This window comes from Streptomyces sp. NPDC046308, assembly GCF_055588065.1.
The window spans coordinates 939,494-962,168 of the sequence record NZ_JBVJFB010000002.1 but is presented as its reverse complement, the minus strand read 5'-3'; the positions used below and the strand labels follow the sequence as shown (position 1 = coordinate 962,168).

The window sequence follows — 22,675 nt, the reverse complement described above, 5'->3', positions numbered from 1 at the left end:
TCAGATGCGGGCGAGGACCTGCGTCAGCAGCGTGCCCATGCGGGCGGCCGAGTCGCGGCCGGCCTGGAGGACCTCTTCGTGGTTCAGCGGCTCTCCGGACAGGCCCGCCGCCAGGTTGGTGACAAGGGAGATGCCCAGCACGTCGGCACCGGCCTCGCGGGCCGCGATGGCCTCCAGCACGGTGGACATGCCGACCAGGTCGGCGCCCATGACGCGGATCATGTTGATCTCGGCCGGGGTCTCGTAGTGCGGGCCGGGGAACTGGACGTAGACGCCCTCTTCCAGGCTCGGGTCGATCTCCTTGCACATCGCGCGCAGCTTCGGCGAGTACAGGTTCGTCAGGTCGACGAAGTTCGCGCCGACGATGGGCGAGGTGGCCGTCAGGTTGAGGTGGTCACTGATCAGCACGGGCTGGCCGGGCTTCATGCCCTCGCGCAGACCGCCACAGCCGTTGGTGAGGACCACGGTCTTGCAGCCGGCGGCGACGGCGGTGCGCACGCCGTGGGCGACGGCGGCGACGCCGCGGCCCTCGTAGTAGTGGGTCCGGCCGAGGAAGAGCAGCGCGCGCTTGTCGCCGATCTTGTACGAGCGGATCTTGCCGCCGTGGCCCTCGACGGCGGGCGGCGGGAATCCGGGCAGCTCGGTGACGGGGAACTCGAACTCGGGGGCGCCGAGCGCCTCGGCGGCGGGGGCCCAGCCGGAGCCCATCACGAGCGCGACATCGTGGGATTCGACGCCGGTCAGCTCGCGCAGGCGGGCGGCTGCGGCGTCGGCGGCGGCGAAGGGGTCGGTAACAGATGCGTTCACGCAGACGAGCGTAGCCGCTCCTGGCCTACGCGCGTAGATGGCACAGCTCACGGTGTTCGGATCGTTGCCTTGTCGTTTCCGCCGAATCGTCCCCGAGGGGTGGCGGGGGCGGTGGCGGGGGCCTTGGGGGACGCCGGCCGCGGGCCTCAGCAGGGGCGCTTGCGCAGTTCCATCACGTAGTCGTGCGGGGCGCCCGCGGACTCGGCGGCGTCGGCCAGCTCGCCGAGGTAGCGCGCCGAGGGCAGGCCGCCCTCGTAGCCGTTGAGCACGTAGCACCAGGCGGCCTCTTCGCCGTCCAGGGTGTGCACCCGGATCCGCATGCGGCGGTAGATGTCGAGCCCGACGCCCTCCCAGCGGTCCATCGAGTCCTCGTCGAGCGGCGCGATGTCGTACAGGGCGACGAAGACCTGGTGGCGCGGGGCCTCCACGATCGTGGCGAGAGCGCCCTCCCAGCCCATCTGCTCGCCGCCGAAGGTCAGCCGCCAGTCGTTGATCCAGCCCGTTCCGCGCAGCGGCGAATGGGGAGCGCGGCGCGTCATCAGCCGCGGGTCGAGGTTGCCGGCGTACGCGGCGTAGAGCGACATGAGGTCGAGGGTACGGGAGGGGTGGCCGGTACCGCGTGCCCGGATGGCGCACGGATGACGGGACCGGGCGCGAAGCACCTTGAACCGTGCGGGACAATGGGGCACGGAATGCATCCCCCGGGGAGACCCCCCGGAACACCGGCCGGGGCGGCAGCCGGCCGGGTAGACGTGAGGCGGACTTTTCGTGACCCGGATCGTGATCATCGGCGGCGGACCCGGCGGGTATGAGGCTGCGCTGGTAGGGGCCCAGCTCGGCGCGGAGGTGACCGTCGTGGACTGCGACGGCCTCGGCGGGGCCTCGGTCCTGACCGACTGCGTGCCCTCCAAGACTCTGATCGCGACCGCCGAGGTGATGACCACCTTCGATTCGTCGTACGAAGAGCTCGGCATCGTCGTCGCGGACGACACCCCGCCCATCGAGCAGGCCGCGCGCGTCGTCGGCGTGGACCTCGGCAAGGTGAACCGGCGCGTCAAGCGCCTCGCGCTCGCCCAGTCGCACGACATCACCGCCTCCGTCACCCGGGCCGGGGCCCGCGTCGTGCGCGGCCGCGGCAAGCTCGGCGGTCCGCAGGGCATCGACGGCACGCGCGACGTCATCGTCACCGCCGCCGACGGCACCGAGACGATCCTGACGGCCGACGCCGTGCTGATCGCGACCGGCGGCCACCCCCGCGAGATCCCGGACGCCATGCCCGACGGCGAGCGGATCCTGAACTGGACCCAGGTCTACGACCTCGACGAGCTCCCGGAGGAGCTCATCGTGGTCGGCTCCGGTGTGACCGGCGCCGAGTTCGCCGGCGCGTACCAGGCGCTCGGTTCCCGGGTGACCCTCGTCTCCTCCCGCGACCGCGTGCTGCCCGGCGAGGACCCGGACGCCGCCGCCGTCCTGGAGGACGTCTTCCGGCGCCGCGGCATGAACGTCGTCGGCCGTTCCCGGGCCGAGTCCGCCAAGCGGGTGGGCGACCGGGTCGAGGTGACCCTCTCCGACGGCCGCGTCCTGACCGGTACGCACTGCCTGATGGCGGTCGGCGCGATCCCCAACACCGGGAACATGAACCTGGAGGAGTCCGGCGTCCGGCTCAAGGACTCCGGGCACATCTGGACCGACAAGGTGTCGCGCACCTCCGCGCCGGGCGTGTACGCGGCCGGCGACGTCACCGGGATCTTCGCGCTCGCGTCGGTCGCGGCGATGCAGGGCCGCATCGCGATGTACCACTTCCTCGGTGACGCGGTGGCCCCGCTGAACCTCAAGACGGTCTCCTCGAACGTCTTCACCGACCCCGAGATCGCCACCGTCGGCTACACCCAGGCGGACGTGGACGCCGGCAAGATCGACGCCCGCGTGGTGAAGCTCCCGCTGCTGCGCAACCCGCGCGCGAAGATGCAGGGCATCCGGGACGGCTTCGTGAAGCTGTTCTGCCGTCCGGGCACCGGCATCGTCGTCGGCGGTGTGGTCGTCTCCCCGCGCGCGAGCGAACTCATCCACCCCATCTCGATCGCCGTGGACAACAACCTGACGGTCGAGCAGATCGCAAACGCGTTCACCGTGTACCCCTCGCTGTCGGGCTCGATCGCCGAGGTGGCGCGCCAGCTGCACACGCGGAAGGCCGCCGGGGAGGCGTGATCCGCCCCAACCGCCCCATACCGTAAGGGTGTTGGGGCGGTGCGCCGCCGCGTGGCCGGACGTTCACCCAGACATGGGGCCGCGTATACCACTAGTCGCCCCGGCATACGGACAACTTCGGTATTTCGGCGCAAGGAGCTGAAAGCAGACGGTCGTTGGGGTTACTGTCAGTTTCGTGTTCGCTGCAGAACGTCGCCAATTGATCCTCGAAATGGTGCGGGCCAACGGAGCGGTATCGCTCCGGGAGCTCGCCCGCGTCGTCCAGACCTCCGAAGTGACCGTACGGCGGGACGTGCGGGCACTGGAGGCAGAAGGACTCCTCGACCGCCGGCACGGCGGTGCGGTCTTGCCGGGCGGTTTCACGCGGGAGTCCGGCTTTCCGCAAAAGTCCCATCTCGCGACGGCGGAGAAGACCGCCATCGCCGATGTCGCGGCCTCCCTCGTGGAAGAGGGCGAGGCCGTCGTCGTCGGCGCGGGCACCACGACCCAGGAGCTGGCCCGCCGGCTCGCCCGGGTGCCCGGGCTGACCGTCGTCACCAACTCGCTGCTCGTCGCCCAGGCCCTGGCCCACGCGAACCGGGTGGAAGTGGTGATGACCGGCGGCACCCTGCGCGGGTCCAACTACGCCCTCGTCGGCAGCGGGGCCGAGCAGTCCCTCCAAGGGCTCCGGGTCTCCCGCGCGTTCCTCTCGGGCAGCGGCCTGACGGCCGAGCGCGGCCTGTCGACGTCCAACATGCTCAGCGCGAGCGTGGACCGGGCGCTGGTGCAGGCGGCGGCCGAGGTGGTCGTCCTCGCGGACCACACGAAGCTCGGCACCGACACCATGTTCCAGACCGTGCCGACGGACGTGATGACCCGCCTGGTCACGGACGAGCCCCCGCCGCACGACGACCGGGCCGCGACGGAACTCCAGGCACTCGCCGACCAGGGCGTCCAGATCACCGTGGCGGGCGCGGCTGCCTCCGGCGGCGGCGGGGACGGGATGATGGGGCGTCGGCCGCGGCGCGACTCACCGCTGCCGGTGCAGCGGCGAGGCGGGCCGACCGCGCAGCTGCGGGCCGCGGGCATGCTGCCGGAGCCGCAGGCGGAGCGGGCCCGCGTGGCCGACATGCGCCGTCGCTAGGACGAGCAGCACGTCGACGGGGCCGGGATGTCCGGCCCCGTCGGCGTTCGAGGCGCGGGGGCGCCGGGGCAGCGCCCCCGGAACGGCGCCGCACATGCGAAACGGGGCCCCCGGGGCGGGCGCCCCGGGAACCCTGTCGTAGGAGGTCAGTCCTTGATCTCGCAGATCGTCGCGCCCGAGGTGACGGACGCGCCGACCTCGGCCGTGAGGCCGACGACGGTGCCGGAGCGGTGCGCGTTGAGCGGCTGCTCCATCTTCATGGCTTCGAGTACGACGACCAGGTCGCCCTCGTTGACCTGCTGGCCCTCCTCGACCGCGACCTTGACGATCGTGCCCTGCATCGGGGAGGCCAGGGTGTCGCCCGAGGCGGCCGGGCCGGACTTCTTCGCCGCGCGGCGCTTCGGCTTGGCACCGCCCGCGGCGGCCGTGCGGGCCAGGGTCATGCCCAGCGAGGAGGGCAGGGAGACCTCCAGGCGCTTGCCGCCGACCTCGACGACGACCGTCTCGCGGCCCGGCTCGTCCTCGGTGTCCTCCGCGGCCGGGGCCGTGAACGCCGGGATCTCGTTGACGAACTCGGTCTCGATCCAGCGGGTGAAGACCGTGAAGGGGCTGCCGTCGGTCGGGGCGAACGCCGGGTCGACGACGACCGCACGGTGGAAGGGGATGGCCGTGGCCATGCCCTCGACCTCGAACTCGGCCAGGGCGCGGGCCGCGCGCTGCAGGGCCTGCTCGCGGGTGGCGCCGGTGACGATGAGCTTGGCCAGGAGGGAGTCCCAGGCCGGGCCGATCACGGAGCCGGACTCGACGCCCGCGTCCAGGCGGACGCCCGGGCCGGTGGGGGCGTTGAACTTGGTGACCGTGCCGGGGGCCGGGAGGAAGCCGCGGCCCGGGTCCTCGCCGTTGATGCGGAACTCGATGGAGTGACCGCGCAGGACCGGGTCGCCGTAGCCGAGCTCCTCGCCGTCGGCGATGCGGAACATCTCGCGGACCAGGTCGATGCCGGAGACCTCTTCGGTGACCGGGTGCTCGACCTGGAGGCGGGTGTTGACCTCCAGGAAGGAGATCAGGCCGTCGGCGGAGACGAGGAACTCGACGGTGCCGGCGCCGACGTAGCCGGCTTCCTTCAGGATGGCCTTGGAGGCGGCGTACAGCTCCGCGTTCTGAGCGTCGGTCAGGAACGGCGCCGGGGCCTCCTCCACCAGCTTCTGGTGGCGGCGCTGCAGGGAGCAGTCACGGGTCGAGACGACGACCACGTTGCCGTGGGAGTCGGCCAGGCACTGGGTCTCGACGTGGCGCGGCTTGTCGAGGTAGCGCTCGACGAAGCACTCGCCGCGGCCGAAGGCGGCGACGGCCTCACGGACGGCGGAGTCGTAGAGCTCCGGCACCTCTTCGAGGGTGCGGGCGACCTTCAGACCGCGACCGCCACCGCCGAAGGCGGCCTTGATGGCGATCGGCAGGCCGTGCTCCTTGGCGAAGGCGACGACCTCGTCGGCCCCGGAGACCGGGTCCGGCGTGCCGGCGACCAGCGGCGCGCCGGCGCGCTGGGCGATGTGACGGGCGGCCACCTTGTCGCCGAGGTCACGGATGGCCTGCGGCGGCGGACCGATCCAGGTCAGGCCGGCGTCGATCACGGCCTGGGCGAAGTCGGCGTTCTCGGAGAGGAAGCCGTATCCGGGATGGATGGCGTCCGCACCGGAGTCGGCTGCGGCCTGGAGGACCTTGGAGATGTCCAGGTAGCTGGCGGCCGGGGTGTCACCGCCCAACGCGAAAGCTTCGTCGGCCGCGCGGACGTGCAGAGCGTCCCGGTCCGGATCGGCGTAGACGGCTACGCTCGCGATCCCGGCGTCCCGGCAGGCCCGAGCAACGCGGACAGCGATTTCGCCACGGTTGGCGATGAGCACCTTGCGCACGATGGCTCCCTCCTTGAAACAAGCTGAGTTTAGGGACAGCCCACACGGCCTTTCGACCCTTCCCCGATGGTGACCTTGCCCACACAGAGTGTGATGCGAGGTCCGAACCACCCGAGAACCCTTGTGGCGCCCCAGGTCAGGGGGATCCCCGACTGCACAGTAACCCCGTCATGTATCCAAGGTCTCTGTCCCCCCGGTCAGCGGCCCCGGGTGATTCTTTGTCGAGTCCCTACGAACGGCCCACATTTTCTTTGCCGGCCGGCGCGGAGTTGTCCACTTGTTCGCCGATTGGTTGCCCGATCGGCGGTCCCGGCGTCCGACGGGGCGAACCGGGACAACACCGTACCCACAGGCAGCCCGGAGAAGACGCGTTGACGGCCCGTCGAACACCGGGTGTGCGGATGTCTTGCCCGCCGCTCTACCCGTTAGTAGCCTCCAGGGCGTCGAACAGGCTTGTGACGTGTGGGGGGTGGGGACGTCGTGCTGCGCAGACTCGTGGCCGGACTGGCCGCGATCGTGCTTGTCGCGGAAGCGGCCGTGCTCGTGCTCGTCCACATCGTGCTGGGCCGGACCACGGCGAACCAGTCGATGTCCATCGCCGGCAGCGATCCGGACGTCATGTCCAAGGCGACCTACGCCATGGGGGCGGGCATGGGCGCCTTCCTCGTGCTGTGCGCCGTCCTCGCCGCCGTCGCCGCACTCGGCGACCGCTCCCCGGGCCGCTTCGCCCGCGTCGTCCTCATCACGGCCGCCGTCACCCACGGGCTGCTCGGCGTCCTCGCCGTCGTCCTCGTCGGCTGGGCCGCCTTCGCGGCGACGACGCTGATCCTGTGCCTGCTGGTGCTGACCCTGACGCTCTACGCCGCCCCGCGGGACGGCGCCGGCGAGGGCGGCGGGCAGACCCCGCCCCCGCCCGCCTACGGGGAGCTCAAGCCCACAGGTCCGTGATGGACACGCCCAGTTCGCCCAGCAGGGAGCGCAGCAGCGGCAGCGACAGGCCGATCACGTTGCCGTGATCCCCGTCGATGCCGTCGATGAACGGCGCCGACAGCCCGTCCAGGGTGAACGCCCCCGCCACGTGCAGCGGCTCGCCGCTGGCCACGTACGCCGCGACCTCCGCGTCCGTCGGCTCGCCGAACCGGACCGTCGTGGACGCCGTCGCCGAGACCTGGCGGCCGTCCGCCGTGTCGATCACGCAGTGCCCGGTGCGCAGCACGCCCGCCCGGCCGCGCATCGACTTCCAGCGCGCGGTGGCCTCCTCGGCGTCGGCGGGCTTGCCGAGCGCCTCGCCGTCCAGCTCCAGCACGGAGTCGCAGCCGATCACCAGGGCGCCCGCGGCCTCGTCCAGGGCCGCCACGACCGCGGCCTTCGCCTCGGCCAGCGCCAGGGCCAGCGCGGCGGGCTCGTCGTGGTTCAGGGTGTCCTCGTCGAAGCCGCTGACGATCACGTGCGGGGCGAGACCGGCCTGGCGCAGCAGGTTCAGCCGGGCGGGGGAGGCGGAGGCGAGGACGAGCTTGCGCGGGTTCGCGGGCTGGGGCGTGGCAGTCATGCCGGTCATCGTAGGCGCGCCGGCGACGTCCCGGAACACGCCCGGTACGCCCCTGGAGCGGGCCCGTACGCGCCGCGGACAGGGCCGGAGCGGGCTCGGCGGGGGCGGCCCCTAGAAGTGGCCCGTGCCCACGCCCAGGACGTAGACCACGACCAGCATGGCGAGGGCGAGCACCACGCTCAGCCGCCGGATCATCGCCTGCGCGTCGCGCATGTCCTTCGGCGGCTCGTTCTTCGGGTCGGACCAGAGCATGCTCCGATCCTGGCCCCGGGAACCGGTGCGGCGCCTGAGTACGGGTACTCAGGCGCCGCCCCGCGTTCACGTCATCTTCGGCTAGCCGGGCCAGTACGTACGGCCCCAGGCGCGCGGACCGGGACGCGGCAGCCGGCGCCGTGCCACTCGCGACGGCGTCGACCACTCGTCCGCGACCGGCGGGGCGCCCGACGGTGCCGAAGCGAGCACCGCCGCGCGCGCTTGGACCACCGCCAGTGCGGCGGCCAGCTCCTCCGCGGTCGGATTGCCCTTGACGACCTTGATCACCACAGAGACCTCCTGGAGGGGCTAGAGGGGGATGTTGCCGTGCTTCTTCGGCGGCAGGGACTCCCGCTTGGTGCGCAGCTGCCGAAGCCCCTTGACCACGTGCGCCCGGGTCTCGGACGGCATGGTCACCGCGTCGATGTAACCGCGCTCGGCGGCCGTGTACGGGTTGAGCAGCGCGTCCTCGTACTCGGCGATGAGCCGTGCCCGGGTCTCCTCCACATTGTCCGCCTCCGCGATGGTCCGGCGGTGGAGGATGTTCACCGCGCCCTGCGCGCCCATGACGGCGATCTGCGCGGTCGGCCAGGCCAGGTTCAGGTCCGCGCCGAGGTGCTTGGAGCCCATGACGTCGTAGGCGCCGCCGAAGGCCTTGCGGGTGATGACGGTGATCAGGGGGACGGTGGCCTCGGCGTACGCGTAGATCAGCTTCGCGCCGCGCCGGATGATTCCGTTGTACTCCTGGTCCGTGCCCGGCAGGAAGCCCGGCACGTCCACGAAGGTCAGCACCGGGACGTTGAAGGCGTCGCAGGTCCGGACGAACCGTGCCGCCTTCTCGGAGGCGTCGATGTCCAGGCAGCCGGCGAACTGCATCGGCTGGTTGGCGACGATGCCCACCGGGTGCCCCTCGACCCGGCCGAAACCGGTCAGGATGTTCGGCGCGAAGAGCGCCTGCGTCTCCAGGAACTCGCCGTCGTCCAGCACGTGCTCGATCACGGTGTGCATGTCGTACGGCTGGTTCGCGCTGTCCGGGATCAGCACGTCGAGCTCGCGGTCGAGGTCGGAGACCTCGGTGTCCGCCTCCTCCGGGAAGGCGGGCGGCTCGGAGAGGTTGTTCGAGGGCAGGTACGCGAGGAGCGACTTCACGTACTCGATGGCGTCCTTCTCGTCGCCCGCCATGTGGTGGGCGACGCCGGACGTGCTGTTGTGGGTGCGCGCCCCGCCCAGCTCCTCGAAGCCGACGTCCTCGCCGGTGACCGTCTTGATGACGTCCGGGCCGGTGATGAACATGTGCGAGGTCTGGTCGACCATGACCGTGAAGTCGGTGATGGCCGGGGAGTACACGGCGCCGCCGGCGCAGGGCCCGACGATCAGGCTGATCTGCGGGATCACGCCGGACGCGTGGACGTTGCGGCGGAAGATCTCCCCGTACATGCCCAGCGCGCTGACGCCCTCCTGGATGCGGGCGCCACCGGAGTCGTTGATGCCGACGAGGGGGCAGCCCGTCTTCAGCGCGAAGTCCATGACCTTCATGATCTTCTGGCCGTAGACCTCGCCGAGGGCACCGCCGAAGACGGTGAAGTCCTGCGAGAACACGGCCACCGGACGGCCGTCCACCGTGCCGTAGCCGGTGACGACGCCGTCCCCGTAGGGGCGGGTCTTCTCCAGCCCGAAGCTGGTGGAGCGGTGCCGGGCGAACTCGTCCAGCTCGACGAAGGAACCCTCGTCCAGCAGCAGGGCAACCCGCTCACGCGCCGTCAGCTTGCCCTTGGCGTGCTGCTTCTCCACAGCACGCGCGGATCCGGCGTGGGTGGCTTCGTCGATGCGGCGCTGCAGATCCGCGATCTTGCCCGCGGTGGTGTGCATGTCGATCGGCTCTGACGGATGTGACATCGGGGTCGCGGCTCCCTGCGTGGTGTCAACTGCCTGGTCAATTGATTGACTACTGCTGGCTACTGGTGCGTAGCGTATCGGCGGGCATGGCGCTCGGCAGTGCGGCGTTTGACACACCTACTGTGGGTTGCATGACGCCATCAGATGCATCAGCAGGAGCTTCCGCCGGTCGTTGGTCGAACCTGGAGCGGCCGCCGCTGAACGCCGAGGGGTTGCGGCGGGCCCTCGTGACCGGGGGAGGGCTGTGGACCTCCCTGGAGGTGGTCGCCACCACCGGTTCCACCAACACCGACCTCGCCGCCCGGGCGCCGGAGCTGCCCGAGGGGGCCGTGCTCGTCGCCGAGGAGCAGAGCGCCGGGCGCGGGCGGCTGGACCGGAGCTGGGTCGCGCCGGCCCGGTCCGGGCTGTTCTTGTCCGTGCTGTTCAAGCCGGGCGACGCGGTGCCGCAGGAGCGGTGGGGGTGGCTGACCCTGCTGGCCGGGGTGGCCACCGCGACCGGGCTGTCCCGCGCGGCGGGCGTGGACACCGCCCTCAAATGGCCCAACGACCTGCTGGTCACCGTGGACGGCGAGGAGCGCAAGACCGGCGGGATCCTCGCCGAGCGCGTCGCCGGGGGTCCCTCCCAGGCCGAAGGCTCCGGGGGAGGGGTGGTCGTGGGGATCGGGCTCAACGTCAGCCTCACCGAGGACGAGCTGCCCGTACCGGCCGCGGGCTCGCTCGCGCTGGCCAAGGCCGCCGTGACCGACCGGGACCCGCTGCTGAGGGCCGTACTGCGGTCCCTGGAGGAGTGGTACGGGAACTGGCGCGAGGCGGGCGGCGACCCCGCCGCCAGCGGCCTCCAGGAGACCTACGCGGCGGGCTGCGCCACCCTCGGCCGCCACGTCCGCGCGGAGCTCCCCGGCGGGCGCACCCTCACCGGAACGGCCGAAGCGGTGGACACCCATGGCCGGCTGGTGATCCGTACGGCCGAGGGACAGCACGAGGCGGTGGGGGCGGGGGACGTCGTCCACCTGCGCTCCGTGCACTGACGGGGCACGGTGGGAAGGGGGCCGGACGCGCGGAGAAATGTGCGGAAGCAGCATTTCGGGCGGGTACGGCCTCAGGCCCGGCCCGGGCGCCCCGGAGGTGGACCGAGTCGCAAAGAGGGCAGGGGGAGTGAGCTACGGCACACCTGCCGTATGGTTTAGGCGATCCCGGTGCTCGTGGTGATCAACCGGTTCGCAGGGCAGTGCGCACGGAATGGACAGGAGGCGGCCCTTGACCGTCGACGACCCTACGTCCAGCGCGTCCCACGGCGCCGGCGGCTCCTCGTCCGGCCCGGTCACCCCGATCGGCCGGGACCAGCACACCCCGCACCACGAGGTCGACCACACGGCCCAGCCGACGGCGGATCCCCTCGCCATCCGGCTGGAGCAGCTGATCCTCGGGGCCGAGCGCCGCTACACGCCGTTCCAGGCCGCCCGGAGCGCCGGTGTGTCCATGGAGCTCGCCTCCCGGTTCTGGCGGGCCATGGGCTTCGCCGACATCGGGCAGGCCAAGGCGCTGACCGAGGCCGACGTACTGGCCCTGCGCCGGCTCGCCGGTCTGGTGGAGGCCGGGCTGCTGTCCGAGCCGATGGCGGTGCAGGTGGCCCGGTCCACCGGGCAGACCACGGCGCGGTTGGCCGAGTGGCAGATCGACTCGTTCCTGGAAGGGCTGACGGAGCCGCCGGAGCCGGGGATGACCCGCACGGAGGTCACGTACCCCCTGGTGGAGCTGCTGCTGCCCGAGCTGGAGGAATTCCTGGTCTACGTGTGGCGGCGGCAGCTGGCGGCCGCCACCGGGCGCGTGGTGCAGGTGGCGGACGACGACGAGATGGTCGACCGCCGGCTCGCGGTGGGCTTCGCCGACCTGGTGGGCTTCACCCGCCTCACGCGGAGGCTGGAGGAGGAGGAGCTCGGCGAGCTGGTCGAGTCCTTCGAGACGACCGCGGCGGACCTGGTCGCCGCGCACGGCGGCCGCCTGATCAAGACGCTCGGCGACGAGGTGCTGTACTGCGCCGACGACGCGGGGACGGCGGCGGAGATCGCGCTGCGGCTGATCGAGACCATGGAGCTCGACCCGCAGATGCCCGAGCTGCGGGTCGGGATCGCCTTCGGCACGGTGACGACCCGGATGGGCGACGTCTTCGGGACCACGGTGAATCTGGCGAGCCGGCTGACGTCCATAGCCCCGAAGGACGCGGTGCTGGTGGACGGGGCGATGGCCGAGGAGCTTTCCCGGACCGGAGCCGCCCCGGTGTCGGAGAAGGAGGCCGAGGCCTCGCTCGACGAGGTGTCCTACCGGTTCGCGCTCCAGCCGATGTGGCAGCGCCCGGTGCGCGGACTCGGCGTGGTGGAGCCCTGGTCGCTGACCCGCAGGAAGCCCAGGCACCCCGCCTGACGCGCCCGCGCATTCCGTACGGACGGACGGCCCCGGGCCCGCCGCCTGCGGGCCGGTGCGCGGCCGTGCCCCGGAACCGGGCAGCCTTGACCCGGTGGCCTCCCCGCGCACTAGAGTGCGGCGATAACGCTCGTTAACCGGGAGGGTCGCAGGCATGTCTGAGCAGCGCTTCGGAGAGTTCGTCGCGGTACGTCGGGAGGGCGACGGGCACGTCGCGGAGCTGGCGATGGACCGCCCCAAGGCGATGAACGCGGTGTCGACGGAGATGGCCCGCTCGATCGGCGCCGCCTGCGCGGCGCTCGCGGCCGACCCGTCGGTGCGGGTGGTGGTGCTGTCCTCCACCGCGGAGCGGGCCTTCTGCGTCGGGGCGGACCTCAAGGAGCGGAACTCGCTGTCGGACGCCGAGCTGGTGCGGCAGCGGCCGACCACGCGGGGGGCGTACGGGGGCGTGCTGGAGCTTCCGGTGCCGACGGTCGCGGCCGTGCACGGTTTCGCGCTGGGCGGCGGCTTCGAGCTGGCCCTGGCCTGCGACGTGATCGTGGCCGACGAGACCGCGGTGGTCGGGCTGCCCGAGGTGTCGGTGGGTGTGATCCCGGGCGGCGGCGGTACGCAGCTGCTGCCGCGCCGGGTGGGTGCGGCGCGGGCGGCCGAGCTGATCTTCACGGCGCGCCGGGTGGAGGCGGCCGAGGCGCTGTCCCTGGGGTTGGTGGACTCGCTGGTCCCGGCGGGGCAGGACCGGGCCGAGGCGCTGGCCCTGGCGTCGCGGATGGCGGCGAACTCCCCGGTGGGTCTGCGGGCGGCCAAGCGGGCGCTGCGGCTGGGGCACGGGATGGACCTGGCGGCCGGTCTGGAGATCGAGGACGCGGCCTGGCGGACGGTGGCCTTCTCCGGGGACCGGGCGGAGGGCGTGGCGGCGTTCAACGAGAAGCGCAAGCCGAACTGGCCGGGGGAGTAGCCCGGCCGTCGCTCCTGCCCAGCGGCGTCACGCGTACCAAATCGGACAAAACTCCCTAACCTGGGGTGATGGGAGTCGACGGGCGGCTGCGGGCCGTGGTGAGCCTCGCTCAGGCGATGGCCGCGGCCTGCGCGCCGCGGGACAGTGTGCGGGCGGCGGCGCGGGGGGCGCGCACGGCGCTGGACGGCTCGTTCGCCGCGATCTCGGCCTGGGAGCGGGAGCGGGGGCGGCTGCGCGTGCTCGTGAACGAGGGCGAGCGGCGGGCCGGGGAGGAGGAGTTCCCCGAGGACGAGTCCTACCCCGTGCACGACTTCCCCGAGATCACCGAGTTCCTCCACGAACGGTGGGTCGGCGGTGGCGGCCCGCACGCCTGGGTCGAGAGCGCCGTCGGCGACCGGCCGGGGCGGCGCGGGGAGGCCCTGCGCCACCGCGGCCGCGGTACCTGCGTGGTCGCGCCGGTCGTGCTCAGCGGCCGGGCCTGGGGCGAGCTGTACGTGGCCCGGGACGAGGGGCTGCCCGACTTCGACGAGGACGACGCCGAGTTCGCCACCGTGCTCGCCGCCGTCATCGCGGCCGGCCTCGCGCAGAACGAGCGGCTGGAGGAGGCTCGGCGGCTGGCCTTCACCGATCCGCTGACCGGGCTCGCGAACCGGCGTGCGGTCGACATGCGGCTGGACGAGGCCCTGGAGGAGCACCGGCGGACCGGGGTGGTGGTCAGCCTCGTCGTGTGCGACCTGAACGGGCTGAAGAAGGTCAACGACACCCAGGGCCACGCCATGGGGGACCGGCTGCTGGAGCGGTTCGGATCGGTGCTCAGCCTGTGCGGGGCCATGCTGCCCGGTGCGCTGGTGGCGCGCCTGGGGGGTGACGAGTTCTGCCTGGTCGGGGTGGGCCCGAGCGCCGACGAGGTGGTCCGGGTCACCGAGGAGGTGTGCACCCGGGCGGCCGAACTGGAGCTGGGCGAGGGCGTGGCCTGCGGGGTGGCCTCCACCGGGGACCCGATCGGGGCGGTCAAGTCCTCCCGGCGGCTGTTCCGGCTGGCCGACGCGGCCCAGTACAAGGCAAAGGCGGCCCGCTCGGCGGGGCCGGTGGTGGCGGGGCGGGACACCGCGGTGGTCCGGCTCGCGGACGCCGCCGCCCAGGAGGCCCCGGGGGAGCGGCGCCGCTTCCGCGGGCGGCAGTGAGCACCCGGCCCGTAGTGGCCGGGGCCGACTCGGGCTTGGTGACAATTTCCCCTATTGAAACCTCGCCTCCCGGAAGGGGAGGGGATTCCTGGCTCACGCAGCCTGGCGGACCGGCGATCCGTCTGGTCTTCCGCGATCAACGCCAGCCGGGGTGAGACCAGCCCGGACGAGCATCACGCGTGCGGAGTTTTTGTCCCTCGGGGAGACGGCTCCGCAAGCGGTGCAGCTGTACGTGCGTTCCGACAGCGGAAGTGTGTGCTTGGCTCTCGCTCCGCACTGTCCGCAGTCCATGGTGGTGTGAGCCGGGTGCACGAGATGGAGGACCCGCCCGTGCTTCCGTGCCATGTTGATCAGCTCGGCCTTGGTCGCCGAGATTGCCGCGTCCGCGGCTTTCCGCGCCAAGGTGGACTTGGCCAGGAACTTCGGCCTGAAGTCCTCCACGGCGAGGCGGTCGAACGCTGTCACGACACTCTTGGCCCACTTGCGGGCGGTGTCCTGGCGCTGCCGGGCGATCTTCTTGTGCACCTTCGCTGCCTGGCGCTTGGCCTTGCGGTAGCCCTTCGAGGCGGCCCGCCCCCGCTTCGGCTTACGCCGGCACATCATCCGCTGGTACCCGGCCAGCGTCCGCGCTGCCTTCTCCCCGTGCTGCGCGTGAGGGAGGTCATGATCGTCGCTGGTGGTTGTCGCGGTCTCCTTCACGCCCCAGTCGATGCCGATCACCGCACCGGCAGCGGGTAGTGCCTGTACCTCTGTGGCTACCACAAAGGATGCGTACCAGTGCCCGAGGCCGTCCCGGTACACCCGCACACTCGATGGGTAGGTGGGCAACTCACGTGACCACGCCACCGTCAGCGAAATGCCGCCCGCCAAGTGCAATCGGCCGCCCTTCAGTCGGAAACCGCTACGGGTGTAGTTGAGAGTCGGGCCGGACATTTCCTTCTTCTTGAGCCTCGGCATCCCCGCCCGCTGCTGAACGGGTAGTCGGGCCTGGATGTCCTTCAGAGCCCTGGCGCGGGACGTGGCGAAGTCCCGGACGGTCTGTTGCTGTGGAACGCTGCAGCCTGCGCGCAGCCACTCGTGATCACCCCGCCAGCTGGTCAACATCTTGTCCAACACGGCGGAGCCGCATTTCTCCCCGGTCGTGTGCATCGCGCGCGATACGGCGACGCACTGGTTCCACACCCAGCGACACCGGCCCCACTCCGACGACAGAGCTGACAAGGCCGTCGCCGACAGGCGGAGCCGGAAGGTGTACCGGGCGCGCTGGGGCTCTCCGACTTTCGCCAAGACCGTCATGGCGCCAACCTAGATTCCTCAACCGCTTCGCCCCCGGGAACGGAGACGGCCCACTCGAACGGGTGACCGTCGGTGCGCGCCGATGGGTTCTTCCTCCTAGTGACAGGTAGCGATTCAATCCGTAGGGTGCTGAATATGGATATGCACACTGTTGTGGTCGGGACCTCCGGGACCACCGCCGAGGACGTCATCGCCGTCGCCCGCGGCAACGCACGGGTCGAGCTGTCCGGCGAGGCGCTCGACGCACTCGCCCGCGCACGCGAGATCGTCGACGCCCTCGCCGCCAAGCCCGAGCCCGTCTACGGGGTGTCCACCGGCTTCGGTGCCCTCGCCTCCCGGCACATCAGTCCCGAGCTGCGTGCCCAGCTCCAGCGCAACATCGTCCGCTCGCACGCCGCCGGCATGGGCCCGCGAGTCGAGCGCGAGGTGGTCCGCGCGCTGATGTTCCTCCGGCTGAAGACCGTCGCCTCCGGACACACCGGCGTACGGCCCTCCGTCGCCCAGACCATGGCCGACGTGCTCAACGCGGGGATCACCCCCGTCGTCCACGAGTACGGCTCCCTCGGCTGCTCCGGCGACCTCGCGCCGCTGTCCCACTGCGCGCTCGCGCTGATGGGCGAGGGCGACGCCGAGGGCCCGGACGGAACCGTCCGCCCCGCCGGCGAACTGCTCGCCGAAGCCGGGATCACCCCCGTCGAGCTCCGCGAGAAGGAGGGCCTCGCCCTCCTCAACGGCACCGACGGCATGCTCGGCATGCTCGTCATGGCCCTCGCCGACCTCGGCAGGCTCTACACCTCCGCCGACATCACCGCCGCCCTCACCCTGGAAGCGCTCCTCGGCACCGAGAAGGTCCTCCAGCCCGAGCTGCACGCCATCCGCCCGCACCCCGGCCAGAGCGCCTCCGCCGCCAACATGGCCGCCGTGCTGAAGGGCTCCGGACTCGTCCGCCACTACCAGGAGGAGACCGCGCCGCGCGTGCAGGACGCGTACTCGGTGCGCTGCGCCCCGCAGGTCGCCGGCGCGGGCCGCGACACCATGGCGCACGCCGCCCTGGTGGCCTCCCGCGAGCTGGCCGCCGCCGTCGACAACCCGGTGGTGCTGCCCGACGGGCGCGTGGAGTCCAACGGCAACTTCCACGGGGCCCCGGTCGCCTACGTCCTGGACTTCCTGGCCATCGCGGCCGCCGACCTCGGTTCCATCGCCGAGCGCCGCACCGACCGGCTGCTCGACAAGAACCGCTCGCACGGCCTGCCGCCGTTCCTCGCGGACGACGCCGGCGTGGACTCCGGTCTGATGATCGCCCAGTACACGCAGGCCGCCCTGGTCAGCGAGATGAAGCGGCTCGCCGTGCCGGCCTCGGCCGACTCGATCCCCTCCTCCGCCATGCAGGAGGACCACGTCTCGATGGGCTGGTCGGCCGCGCGCAAGCTGCGTACCGCCGTCGACAACCTGACGCGGATCATCGCCATCGAGCTGTACGCCGCCACCCGGGCCATCGAGCTGCGCCACGGGCTCACCGCGGCGCCGGCCAGCCTGGCCGCGATCGAGGCCGTCCGCGCGGCGGGTGTGCAGGGTCCCGGGCCGGATCGTTTCCTCGCGCCTGACCTGGCCGCCGCCGACGCGTTCGTCCGCTCGGGCGGCCTCGTCGCCGCGGTGGAGCCGGTGACGGGCCCGCTCGCCTGACGACGGGCTCTGGTGTGCGGCGAAGGGCCGCTCCGGGATCTCTCTCGGGGCGGCCCTTCCCGTCGGTCAGGGGCGCGATCCGCTCACAGGGGGCGGGAGGCGGCGTGGGAGCGGCGTACGGAGAAGGCCACGAACCCGGCCCCGACGCCGAGGCAGAGCGTGCCGCCCAGCAGGTAGGGGGTGGTGTCGACGGAGCCGGTGTCGGCGAGCAGGACGGACGGGCCCTGCGGTCCCGCGGCGTCGGCGCTCTCCGTGCCGGTGGCGCTCTCCGCGGTGTTCGCGCCCGCGGGCACACCGGACGGGCTCTCCGCGGTTCCCGGTGAGGCAGCGCCCGCGGAGGGCACGAACCACAGGGCGGCGAGGAGGGTGGTCGCTCCGAGAGCGGTGAGCAGCGGTCGGCGTGCGGACACGGTTGCGATCCCCCTTGTGGCAGCAGCGAATTGGCCGTGTGCGGTGATGCTACGGAAAGGGGCGGGTCGTGGGAAAGTCAGGGCTGCCGCGGGCTTACTCTCCGTCGTATGAACCCTTCTGAGACATCACGTTACGTCCGCCTTCGGGTGGATTTGGTCCTTGAGGTGCCGGACGCTCAGGCACTCACAGGAGCCGCCCTCGCGCACATCAAGGCCGACGAGTTCATGCCGGACGAGGAGCGCGGCCACGCCGAGTCCGCCGTCCGCGAGGACGAATCGGAGGCCCTGGCCTACCTGGTGGACCCCACCGACCTGGTCGTGGGCATCCCGGGCGTGGAACTCGCGCAGGCCTCCTGGAGCAGCGAGCCCGTGGAATACGACCCCGAGTCGATGGAGTGGGACCTCGACGAGGAAGATGGGGACTTCGACGAGGAACCCGACAACGCCTGACCGTGTGGTTGCCCACATCCCAACGGAATGTGGAACCGGCCGGTGCCGTTAACGCGTTGTCAGGACGAGGCAGGGGGTGATTCCCCCTGCCCGGCCCACCCCGGGACGGCAGCCCCGGGGTATCCGGCAACGATGGAGTGACGTGTGAGGACGGACAGCAAGCGGCGGAGAAGGTCCCTGGCGGCCATATCCGTCGTGCTCGGCGGTGTACTGATGCTCTCGGCGTGCAACGACGGGGGCGACGACAAGCCGAAGGGCAACGGCGAGGCCAGCAAGTCCCAGGCGGAGGTCGACGCGGCGGCGGCCAAGGACGCCTCGAAGGCGAAGATAACCATCACGCCGAAGGACGGCGCCACCAACGTCGGCCTCAACGACGCCGCCAACGTCGCCGTCAGTGACGGCACGCTCACGCTGGTGGAGCTGAAGACCAGCGAAGGCACGGCCGTGCCCGGCAAGATCGCCGCCGACGGCAAGAGTTGGAAGCCCGACGGGGCCCTGAAGCGCTCCACGAAGTACGCCCTGGCCGCGACGGCGAAGGACGCGGACGGCCGCGAGGCCCACGAGAACGCCTCCTTCACCACCGTCTCCCCCGAGAACAGCTTCGTGGCCTCCTTCGTCCCGGAGGAAGGCCAGACCGTCGGCGTGGGCATGCCGGTCTCGATCACCTTCAACAAGGCGATCAAGGACAAGAAGGCCGTCCAGGCGGGGATCTCGGTCTCCTCCAGCAGCGGCCAGGAGGTCGTCGGCCACTGGTTCAGCCCGCAGCGCCTGGACTTCCGCCCCGAGCAGTACTGGCAGGCGAACTCCACCGTCACCCTGAAGCTGGCCCTGGAGGGCGTCCAGGGCGCTCCCGGCGTCCAGGGCGTCCAGAGCAAGACCGTCACCTTCAAGATCGGCCGCAGCCAGGTCTCCACGGTCGACACGAAGACGAAGAAGATGACGGTCACCCGGGACGGCGCGGTCCTCAAGACCATCCCGATCTCGGCGGGCTCCCCGGAGAACCCGACGTACAACGGCCAGATGGTGATCTCCGAGAAGTTCAAGGAGACCCGGATGGACGGCTCGACCGTCGGCTTCAAGAACGAAGAGGGCAAGGGCGAGTACGACATCAAGGACGTGCCGCACGCCATGCGGCTGTCCACGTCCGGCACCTTCATCCACGGCAACTACTGGGGAGCCGACTCGGTCTTCGGCAGCGCCAACACCAGCCACGGCTGTGTCGGCCTGAACGACGCCAAGGGTGCGGGCGACCCGAACCAGCCCGCGGCCTGGTTCTTCGACAACTCGCTCATCGGCGACGTGGTCACCGTGGTCAACTCCCCGGACAAGACCATCAAGCCGGACAACGGCCTCAACGGCTGGAACATGAGCTGGGCGGACTGGAAGGCCGGCTCGGCCGTCTGACGCCGCGACAGCGGACGCGGCCGACCCGGCGAACGGACGGCGGGGAACCCTCGGGTTCCCCGCCGTCCGTCTTTTCCCGGGCCCTTCCCGGAGGCATGACCGGAGGCCTCTCGGGGAGACCTCGCACGGAGGCCGAAAACCGCTCAACGCCCCGTCCGGAGCCCGTCTAGGGTCTGATCATGATGATCCGCTCCCTCGACCTGCCCCCCACCGACGCCGAGGTGGACGCCTGGCTGGCGCTCCTCACCGCCGCCGGGGCGGCCGACCAGCCGCAGCTGCCCGCGCCCACCCGCGGGGAGGTCGCCGGGCGGCTGTGCGTGCCGCCGGCGCGCGGCCGGCCCGTGCTCTGGGCGGCGGGCGAGGGCGCGGGTGCGGCGGCCCTGCTCCTGTTCACGGACGAGGGGAACACGCACACCGCGTTCCTGGACGTACTGACCGTACGGCCGCAGGAGCGGCGGCGCGGCGTGGGCACCGCCCTGTGGGAGCGGGTCCGCGAGGAACTGCTCGCGCAGGGCCGGACCTCGGTCGCCGCCCTCGTGGACCTGGGCGGTCCGGGGCAGGCGTTCGCCGAGTCCCTCGGCTTCGAGAACGTCCTGCCGATGGCCTGGTACGAACAGGAGCTCCCCGCCGACGGGCCCGCACCGGTCCCCGCCACACCCGGCTACGAACTCCACACCTGGCACGGTCTGGTCCCCGACGCCTGGGCGCCGGCCCTCGCCACGGCCCACGGCGCGATGGAGGACGCCCCGAGCGGGGACATGGACGAACGGATCCAGGTCTGGACGGCGCGGCGGCTGCACGCCCTGCAACAGCTGATCATCGACCGCGGCGGCGAGCTGACCACGGTCGCGGCGCTCACCCCGGCCGGTGAGGTGGCCGCGTACACGGAACTCGTCCTCCCGGACCCCGCCGGCTCCCGCGCCCTCCAGCACGACACGGTCGTCACCCCCGGCCACCGCGGCCACGGCCTCGGCCGCGCCGTGAAGCTCCGCATGGCCGCCGACGCCGCCGCCCGCCACCCGGCCCTGCGCCACATCGCCACGACCGTGGCCGACGCCAACACCCCGATGCGCACGGTGAACGAGTCCCTCGGCTACCGCCGCGCACGCGACGCGGGCATCTTCCAGCTCAAGCTGTAGCCGGCCCGTGACCGCGTACGCCGGACCGGCGCGGCCCCCCGAGAGGGACGCGCCGGGTGGGGTCATTCGGCCGCGGCCACGCCGATCGGGCAGGAGACGCCCGTGCCGCCGATGCCGCAGTAGCCGCCCGGGTTCTTGTCCAGGTACTGCTGGTGGTGGGCCTCCGCCGGCCAGAAGGGGCGGTCCGCCGCCGGGAGGACGGCCGTGGTGATCTCGCCGTAGCCCGACGAGGCCAGGACCTGCTGGTAGGCCGTGCGGGAGGCCTCCGCCGTCGCCTGCTGGGCGGGGGAGTGGGTGTAGACGGCCGAGCGGTACTGGGTGCCGACGTCGTTGCCCTGGCGGAAGCCCTGGGTCGGGTCGTGGGACTCCCAGAACAGCTTGAGCAGGGCCGCGTACGAGACCTGGGACGGGTCGAAGACCACGCGGACGACCTCGGTGTGGCCGGTCAGGCCCGAGCAGACCTCCTCGTAGGTCGGATTCTCGGTGAAGCCGCCCTGGTAGCCGGCCAGCGTGGTCCACACCCCGGGGGTCTGCCAGAACTTGCGCTCCGCGCCCCAGAAACAGCCCAGGCCGAAGTCGGCCACTTCGAGGTGCGCGGGGTAGGGACCGGACAGCGGGTTGCCGAGCACGGTGTGCTTCTCGGGCAGGGCGAAGAGCGGCTCCGCGCGGCCCGTCAGGGCCTCCTCGCGGGTGGGCAGCTCAGGGGTACGGCGGTACGAGAACATGGATTCCCTCCTTGTGGCAGTGACAACGGAAAGGGGCGGGCGGGGATTCCCCGGCCCGCCCCTTTCCCCGTGTCGGAGCCCCGGCAGGGCCGCCTCGTGCCCGGGGTGCGCGCCCTACTGGGGCAGCGTCGCCGGCGACCCGCCGTTCGCCTCGTACCCCGCCACCGCCAGCGCCCGGAACACCGCGTACGCCGCCGCCGGGTCCTCCGACTCCGACCACGGCAGCGCGCCCACGTACCCGTCCACGTGCCGCACCTGCTCCATCGCCTCCGCCCAGCGCTCCATGCGGACCAGGAACATCAGCAGCAGGTGCCGCACGTGCGCCTGCATCGGGTCGTCCTGACGCGCCGTGTTCACCGCGTACAGGGCGCCCTCCACCGCCCGCGTCACGACCGCGCTCTCGTAGTAGGCGGTCACGACGAGATCGGGCGTGTTCTCGTACACCGAGAACAACGGCAGCGCCGCCAGGAGCGAACCGCGCGGGGCGCGCGCCGCCGCCGCGTGCGCGAACGCGTCCGCCTGCTCCCGCGAACCGTGCCACTTCGCGCACCAGTAGTGCAGCGCCGCGATGTGCGCCCCCATGTGCTCGGGCGCCCGGTCGATGACCTTCGCCCACAGGGCGTCGAACTCCGCCTCCGAGTACGCCAGACCCCGTGCGATCGCCAGCTCCGTGATGTACGGGACCGGGTCCTCCGGAGTCGCCGCGGCGGCCCTGCGGCACGCCTCCCGGGCCTCCTCCAGGATGATCCGGTGATCGGTGGACCCGACCCCGCCCGAGTGCCGCCACGCCTGCTGCACCAGCAGCTCCGCGTGCACCTGCGCGCCGCCCGCGTCCTGCTCCGCCTCCAGTCGCCACGCCTTCAGCCACTGCGCACCCACACCCGGCTGGGCCACCAGTTCCAGCGCCGCCGCCCCGCCGAAGGCCTGCACGCGCTGCCAGCGCCGCTCGCCCTCCCGCGGGGTCCCGGCGAGCAGCTGCGAGGCCGCCTGCCACCGGCCGGTGCGCCGCACGTTGTCGAGGGCGTCCATCAGGTCCTGGTCGGGACCGGGGACACGGATGTCGAGCTCCTCCTGCCGGTCGAATCCGTAGTTCGCCGGGTCCGCCGCGTCCGGGCTGCCCGGCGCGACCAGACGGACGCCGCCCCGCCTGCGCCGGACGTACGGACCCACGATGAACACGATCATGAGCATCGCGAACAGCAACCACAGAATCTCCATGCCTCCAGCGAACCAGACCGAGGGGGCCGCAGGCCAATAGGGGGC

General features: G+C 72.0%; 22 protein-coding genes. 11 read left to right on the top strand and 11 right to left on the bottom strand.

The genetic code is table 11. The annotated features are described in order from the left end of the window. Both ACZ6JT_RS11760 and ACZ6JT_RS11755 read right to left on the bottom strand, forming a co-directional pair. On the bottom strand, nt 1–807 hold the full coding sequence (locus tag ACZ6JT_RS11760; protein WP_030714268.1) for a purine-nucleoside phosphorylase: 807 nt from the start codon (nt 805–807) through the stop codon (nt 1–3). A 146-nt stretch (nt 808–953) separates the two neighbouring features. Beyond that, nucleotides 954–1,391 carry a gamma-glutamylcyclotransferase family protein gene (locus tag ACZ6JT_RS11755; RefSeq protein ID WP_030290800.1) on the bottom strand — a complete coding sequence of 146 codons (438 nt, stop codon included), beginning with the start codon at nt 1,389–1,391 and terminating at the stop codon, nt 954–956. Between the two features lie 184 nt (nt 1,392–1,575). Here ACZ6JT_RS11755 and ACZ6JT_RS11750 point away from each other — a divergent pair, with 184 nt between their 5' ends. Both ACZ6JT_RS11750 and ACZ6JT_RS11745 read left to right on the top strand, forming a co-directional pair. After that, nucleotides 1,576–3,015, top strand: coding sequence for an NAD(P)H-quinone dehydrogenase (locus ACZ6JT_RS11750; protein ID WP_469209259.1), 1,440 nt, complete (start codon nt 1,576–1,578; stop codon nt 3,013–3,015). A gap of 175 nt (nt 3,016–3,190) precedes the next feature. Further along, a complete protein-coding gene (locus tag ACZ6JT_RS11745) occupies nt 3,191–4,138 on the top strand; it encodes a DeoR/GlpR family DNA-binding transcription regulator (protein WP_469209258.1) in 948 nt (315 codons plus the stop codon). A gap of 146 nt (nt 4,139–4,284) precedes the next feature. Here the strand turns inward: ACZ6JT_RS11745 and ACZ6JT_RS11740 are convergent, their stop codons facing one another. Further along, nucleotides 4,285–6,048, bottom strand: coding sequence for an acetyl/propionyl/methylcrotonyl-CoA carboxylase subunit alpha (locus ACZ6JT_RS11740; RefSeq protein WP_469209257.1), 1,764 nt, complete (start codon nt 6,046–6,048; stop codon nt 4,285–4,287). A 480-nt stretch (nt 6,049–6,528) separates the two neighbouring features. Between ACZ6JT_RS11740 and ACZ6JT_RS11735 the strand changes: the two genes are divergently transcribed. Continuing rightward, nucleotides 6,529–6,996, top strand: a complete 468-nt coding sequence (locus tag ACZ6JT_RS11735) for a hypothetical protein (protein WP_469209256.1) — start codon at nt 6,529–6,531, stop codon at nt 6,994–6,996. On the opposite strand, the gene ACZ6JT_RS11730 is transcribed toward ACZ6JT_RS11735, so the two are convergent. From ACZ6JT_RS11730 to ACZ6JT_RS11715, 4 genes are all read right to left on the bottom strand, one after another. After that, nucleotides 6,977–7,597, bottom strand: coding sequence for a nucleoside triphosphate pyrophosphatase (locus tag ACZ6JT_RS11730; protein ID WP_469209255.1), 621 nt, complete (start codon nt 7,595–7,597; stop codon nt 6,977–6,979). The genes ACZ6JT_RS11735 and ACZ6JT_RS11730 overlap by 20 nt on opposite strands. A gap of 111 nt (nt 7,598–7,708) precedes the next feature. After that, the gene (gene mmpB, locus ACZ6JT_RS11725) at nt 7,709–7,849 is read right to left on the bottom strand and encodes a morphogenic membrane protein MmpB (RefSeq protein WP_365483579.1); all 141 of its coding nucleotides are present in this window, start codon (nt 7,847–7,849) and stop codon (nt 7,709–7,711) included. 81 nt (nt 7,850–7,930) lie between these two features. Further along, on the bottom strand, nt 7,931–8,140 hold the full coding sequence (locus ACZ6JT_RS11720; protein ID WP_469209254.1) for an acyl-CoA carboxylase epsilon subunit: 210 nt from the start codon (nt 8,138–8,140) through the stop codon (nt 7,931–7,933). Nucleotides 8,141–8,158: 18 nt separating this feature from the next. After that, nucleotides 8,159–9,745 (bottom strand): acyl-CoA carboxylase subunit beta, encoded by a 1,587-nt coding sequence (locus tag ACZ6JT_RS11715; protein ID WP_469209253.1) that lies wholly within the window; start codon nt 9,743–9,745, stop codon nt 8,159–8,161. Nucleotides 9,746–9,876: 131 nt separating this feature from the next. Between ACZ6JT_RS11715 and ACZ6JT_RS11710 the strand changes: the two genes are divergently transcribed. From ACZ6JT_RS11710 to ACZ6JT_RS11695, 4 genes are all read left to right on the top strand, one after another. Next, nucleotides 9,877–10,773, top strand: coding sequence for a biotin--[acetyl-CoA-carboxylase] ligase (locus ACZ6JT_RS11710; RefSeq protein WP_469209252.1), 897 nt, complete (start codon nt 9,877–9,879; stop codon nt 10,771–10,773). A gap of 229 nt (nt 10,774–11,002) precedes the next feature. After that, complete coding sequence (locus tag ACZ6JT_RS11705; RefSeq protein ID WP_469209251.1) at nt 11,003–12,166, top strand: adenylate/guanylate cyclase domain-containing protein; 1,164 nt, start codon at nt 11,003–11,005, stop codon at nt 12,164–12,166. 154 nt (nt 12,167–12,320) lie between these two features. Then, nucleotides 12,321–13,121: an enoyl-CoA hydratase/isomerase family protein gene (locus ACZ6JT_RS11700; protein ID WP_365483589.1), complete on the top strand. Its 801-nt coding sequence runs from the start codon at nt 12,321–12,323 to the stop codon at nt 13,119–13,121. A gap of 68 nt (nt 13,122–13,189) precedes the next feature. Further along, nucleotides 13,190–14,305, top strand: coding sequence for a GGDEF domain-containing protein (locus tag ACZ6JT_RS11695; protein ID WP_469209250.1), 1,116 nt, complete (start codon nt 13,190–13,192; stop codon nt 14,303–14,305). 93 nt (nt 14,306–14,398) lie between these two features. On the opposite strand, the gene ACZ6JT_RS11690 is transcribed toward ACZ6JT_RS11695, so the two are convergent. Further along, nucleotides 14,399–15,601, bottom strand: coding sequence for an RNA-guided endonuclease InsQ/TnpB family protein (locus ACZ6JT_RS11690; RefSeq protein ID WP_469209249.1), 1,203 nt, complete (start codon nt 15,599–15,601; stop codon nt 14,399–14,401). Nucleotides 15,602–15,742: 141 nt separating this feature from the next. Here ACZ6JT_RS11690 and hutH point away from each other — a divergent pair, with 141 nt between their 5' ends. After that, nucleotides 15,743–17,284, top strand: coding sequence for a histidine ammonia-lyase (gene hutH, locus ACZ6JT_RS11685; RefSeq protein WP_469209248.1), 1,542 nt, complete (start codon nt 15,743–15,745; stop codon nt 17,282–17,284). Between the two features lie 83 nt (nt 17,285–17,367). Here the strand turns inward: hutH and ACZ6JT_RS11680 are convergent, their stop codons facing one another. Further along, a complete protein-coding gene (locus tag ACZ6JT_RS11680) occupies nt 17,368–17,694 on the bottom strand; it encodes a hypothetical protein (RefSeq protein ID WP_469209247.1) in 327 nt (108 codons plus the stop codon). Between the two features lie 165 nt (nt 17,695–17,859). Between ACZ6JT_RS11680 and ACZ6JT_RS11675 the strand changes: the two genes are divergently transcribed. From ACZ6JT_RS11675 to ACZ6JT_RS11665, 3 genes are all read left to right on the top strand, one after another. Next, nucleotides 17,860–18,144 (top strand): hypothetical protein, encoded by a 285-nt coding sequence (locus ACZ6JT_RS11675; RefSeq protein WP_365483601.1) that lies wholly within the window; start codon nt 17,860–17,862, stop codon nt 18,142–18,144. A gap of 144 nt (nt 18,145–18,288) precedes the next feature. Further along, entirely contained in the window at nt 18,289–19,548 is a 1,260-nt protein-coding gene (locus tag ACZ6JT_RS11670) for a L,D-transpeptidase (RefSeq protein WP_469209246.1), read from the top strand. 179 nt (nt 19,549–19,727) lie between these two features. Further along, nucleotides 19,728–20,687 carry a GNAT family N-acetyltransferase gene (locus ACZ6JT_RS11665; protein ID WP_469209245.1) on the top strand — a complete coding sequence of 320 codons (960 nt, stop codon included), beginning with the start codon at nt 19,728–19,730 and terminating at the stop codon, nt 20,685–20,687. Nucleotides 20,688–20,749: 62 nt separating this feature from the next. Here the strand turns inward: ACZ6JT_RS11665 and msrA are convergent, their stop codons facing one another. Continuing rightward, a complete protein-coding gene (gene msrA / locus ACZ6JT_RS11660) occupies nt 20,750–21,412 on the bottom strand; it encodes a peptide-methionine (S)-S-oxide reductase MsrA (protein WP_365483610.1) in 663 nt (220 codons plus the stop codon). Between the two features lie 114 nt (nt 21,413–21,526). After that, complete coding sequence (locus ACZ6JT_RS11655; protein WP_469209244.1) at nt 21,527–22,630, bottom strand: hypothetical protein; 1,104 nt, start codon at nt 22,628–22,630, stop codon at nt 21,527–21,529. Nucleotides 22,631–22,675: the final 45 nt, after the last annotated feature.

Coding starts and splice junctions, on each gene's coding strand:
- ACZ6JT_RS11730 (WP_469209255.1), bottom strand. CDS start 7,597: ATGACTGCCACGCCCCAGCCCGCGAACCCGCGCAAGCTCGTCCTCGCC.
- ACZ6JT_RS11690 (WP_469209249.1), bottom strand. CDS start 15,601: ATGACGGTCTTGGCGAAAGTCGGAGAGCCCCAGCGCGCCCGGTACACC.
- ACZ6JT_RS11715 (WP_469209253.1), bottom strand. CDS start 9,745: ATGTCACATCCGTCAGAGCCGATCGACATGCACACCACCGCGGGCAAG.
- ACZ6JT_RS11695 (WP_469209250.1), top strand. CDS start 13,190: ATGGGAGTCGACGGGCGGCTGCGGGCCGTGGTGAGCCTCGCTCAGGCG.
- hutH (WP_469209248.1), top strand. CDS start 15,743: ATGCACACTGTTGTGGTCGGGACCTCCGGGACCACCGCCGAGGACGTC.
- mmpB (WP_365483579.1), bottom strand. CDS start 7,849: ATGCTCTGGTCCGACCCGAAGAACGAGCCGCCGAAGGACATGCGCGAC.
- ACZ6JT_RS11710 (WP_469209252.1), top strand. CDS start 9,877: ATGACGCCATCAGATGCATCAGCAGGAGCTTCCGCCGGTCGTTGGTCG.
- ACZ6JT_RS11665 (WP_469209245.1), top strand. CDS start 19,728: ATGATGATCCGCTCCCTCGACCTGCCCCCCACCGACGCCGAGGTGGAC.
- ACZ6JT_RS11655 (WP_469209244.1), bottom strand. CDS start 22,630: ATGGAGATTCTGTGGTTGCTGTTCGCGATGCTCATGATCGTGTTCATC.
- msrA (WP_365483610.1), bottom strand. CDS start 21,412: ATGTTCTCGTACCGCCGTACCCCTGAGCTGCCCACCCGCGAGGAGGCC.
- ACZ6JT_RS11755 (WP_030290800.1), bottom strand. CDS start 1,391: ATGTCGCTCTACGCCGCGTACGCCGGCAACCTCGACCCGCGGCTGATG.
- ACZ6JT_RS11700 (WP_365483589.1), top strand. CDS start 12,321: ATGTCTGAGCAGCGCTTCGGAGAGTTCGTCGCGGTACGTCGGGAGGGC.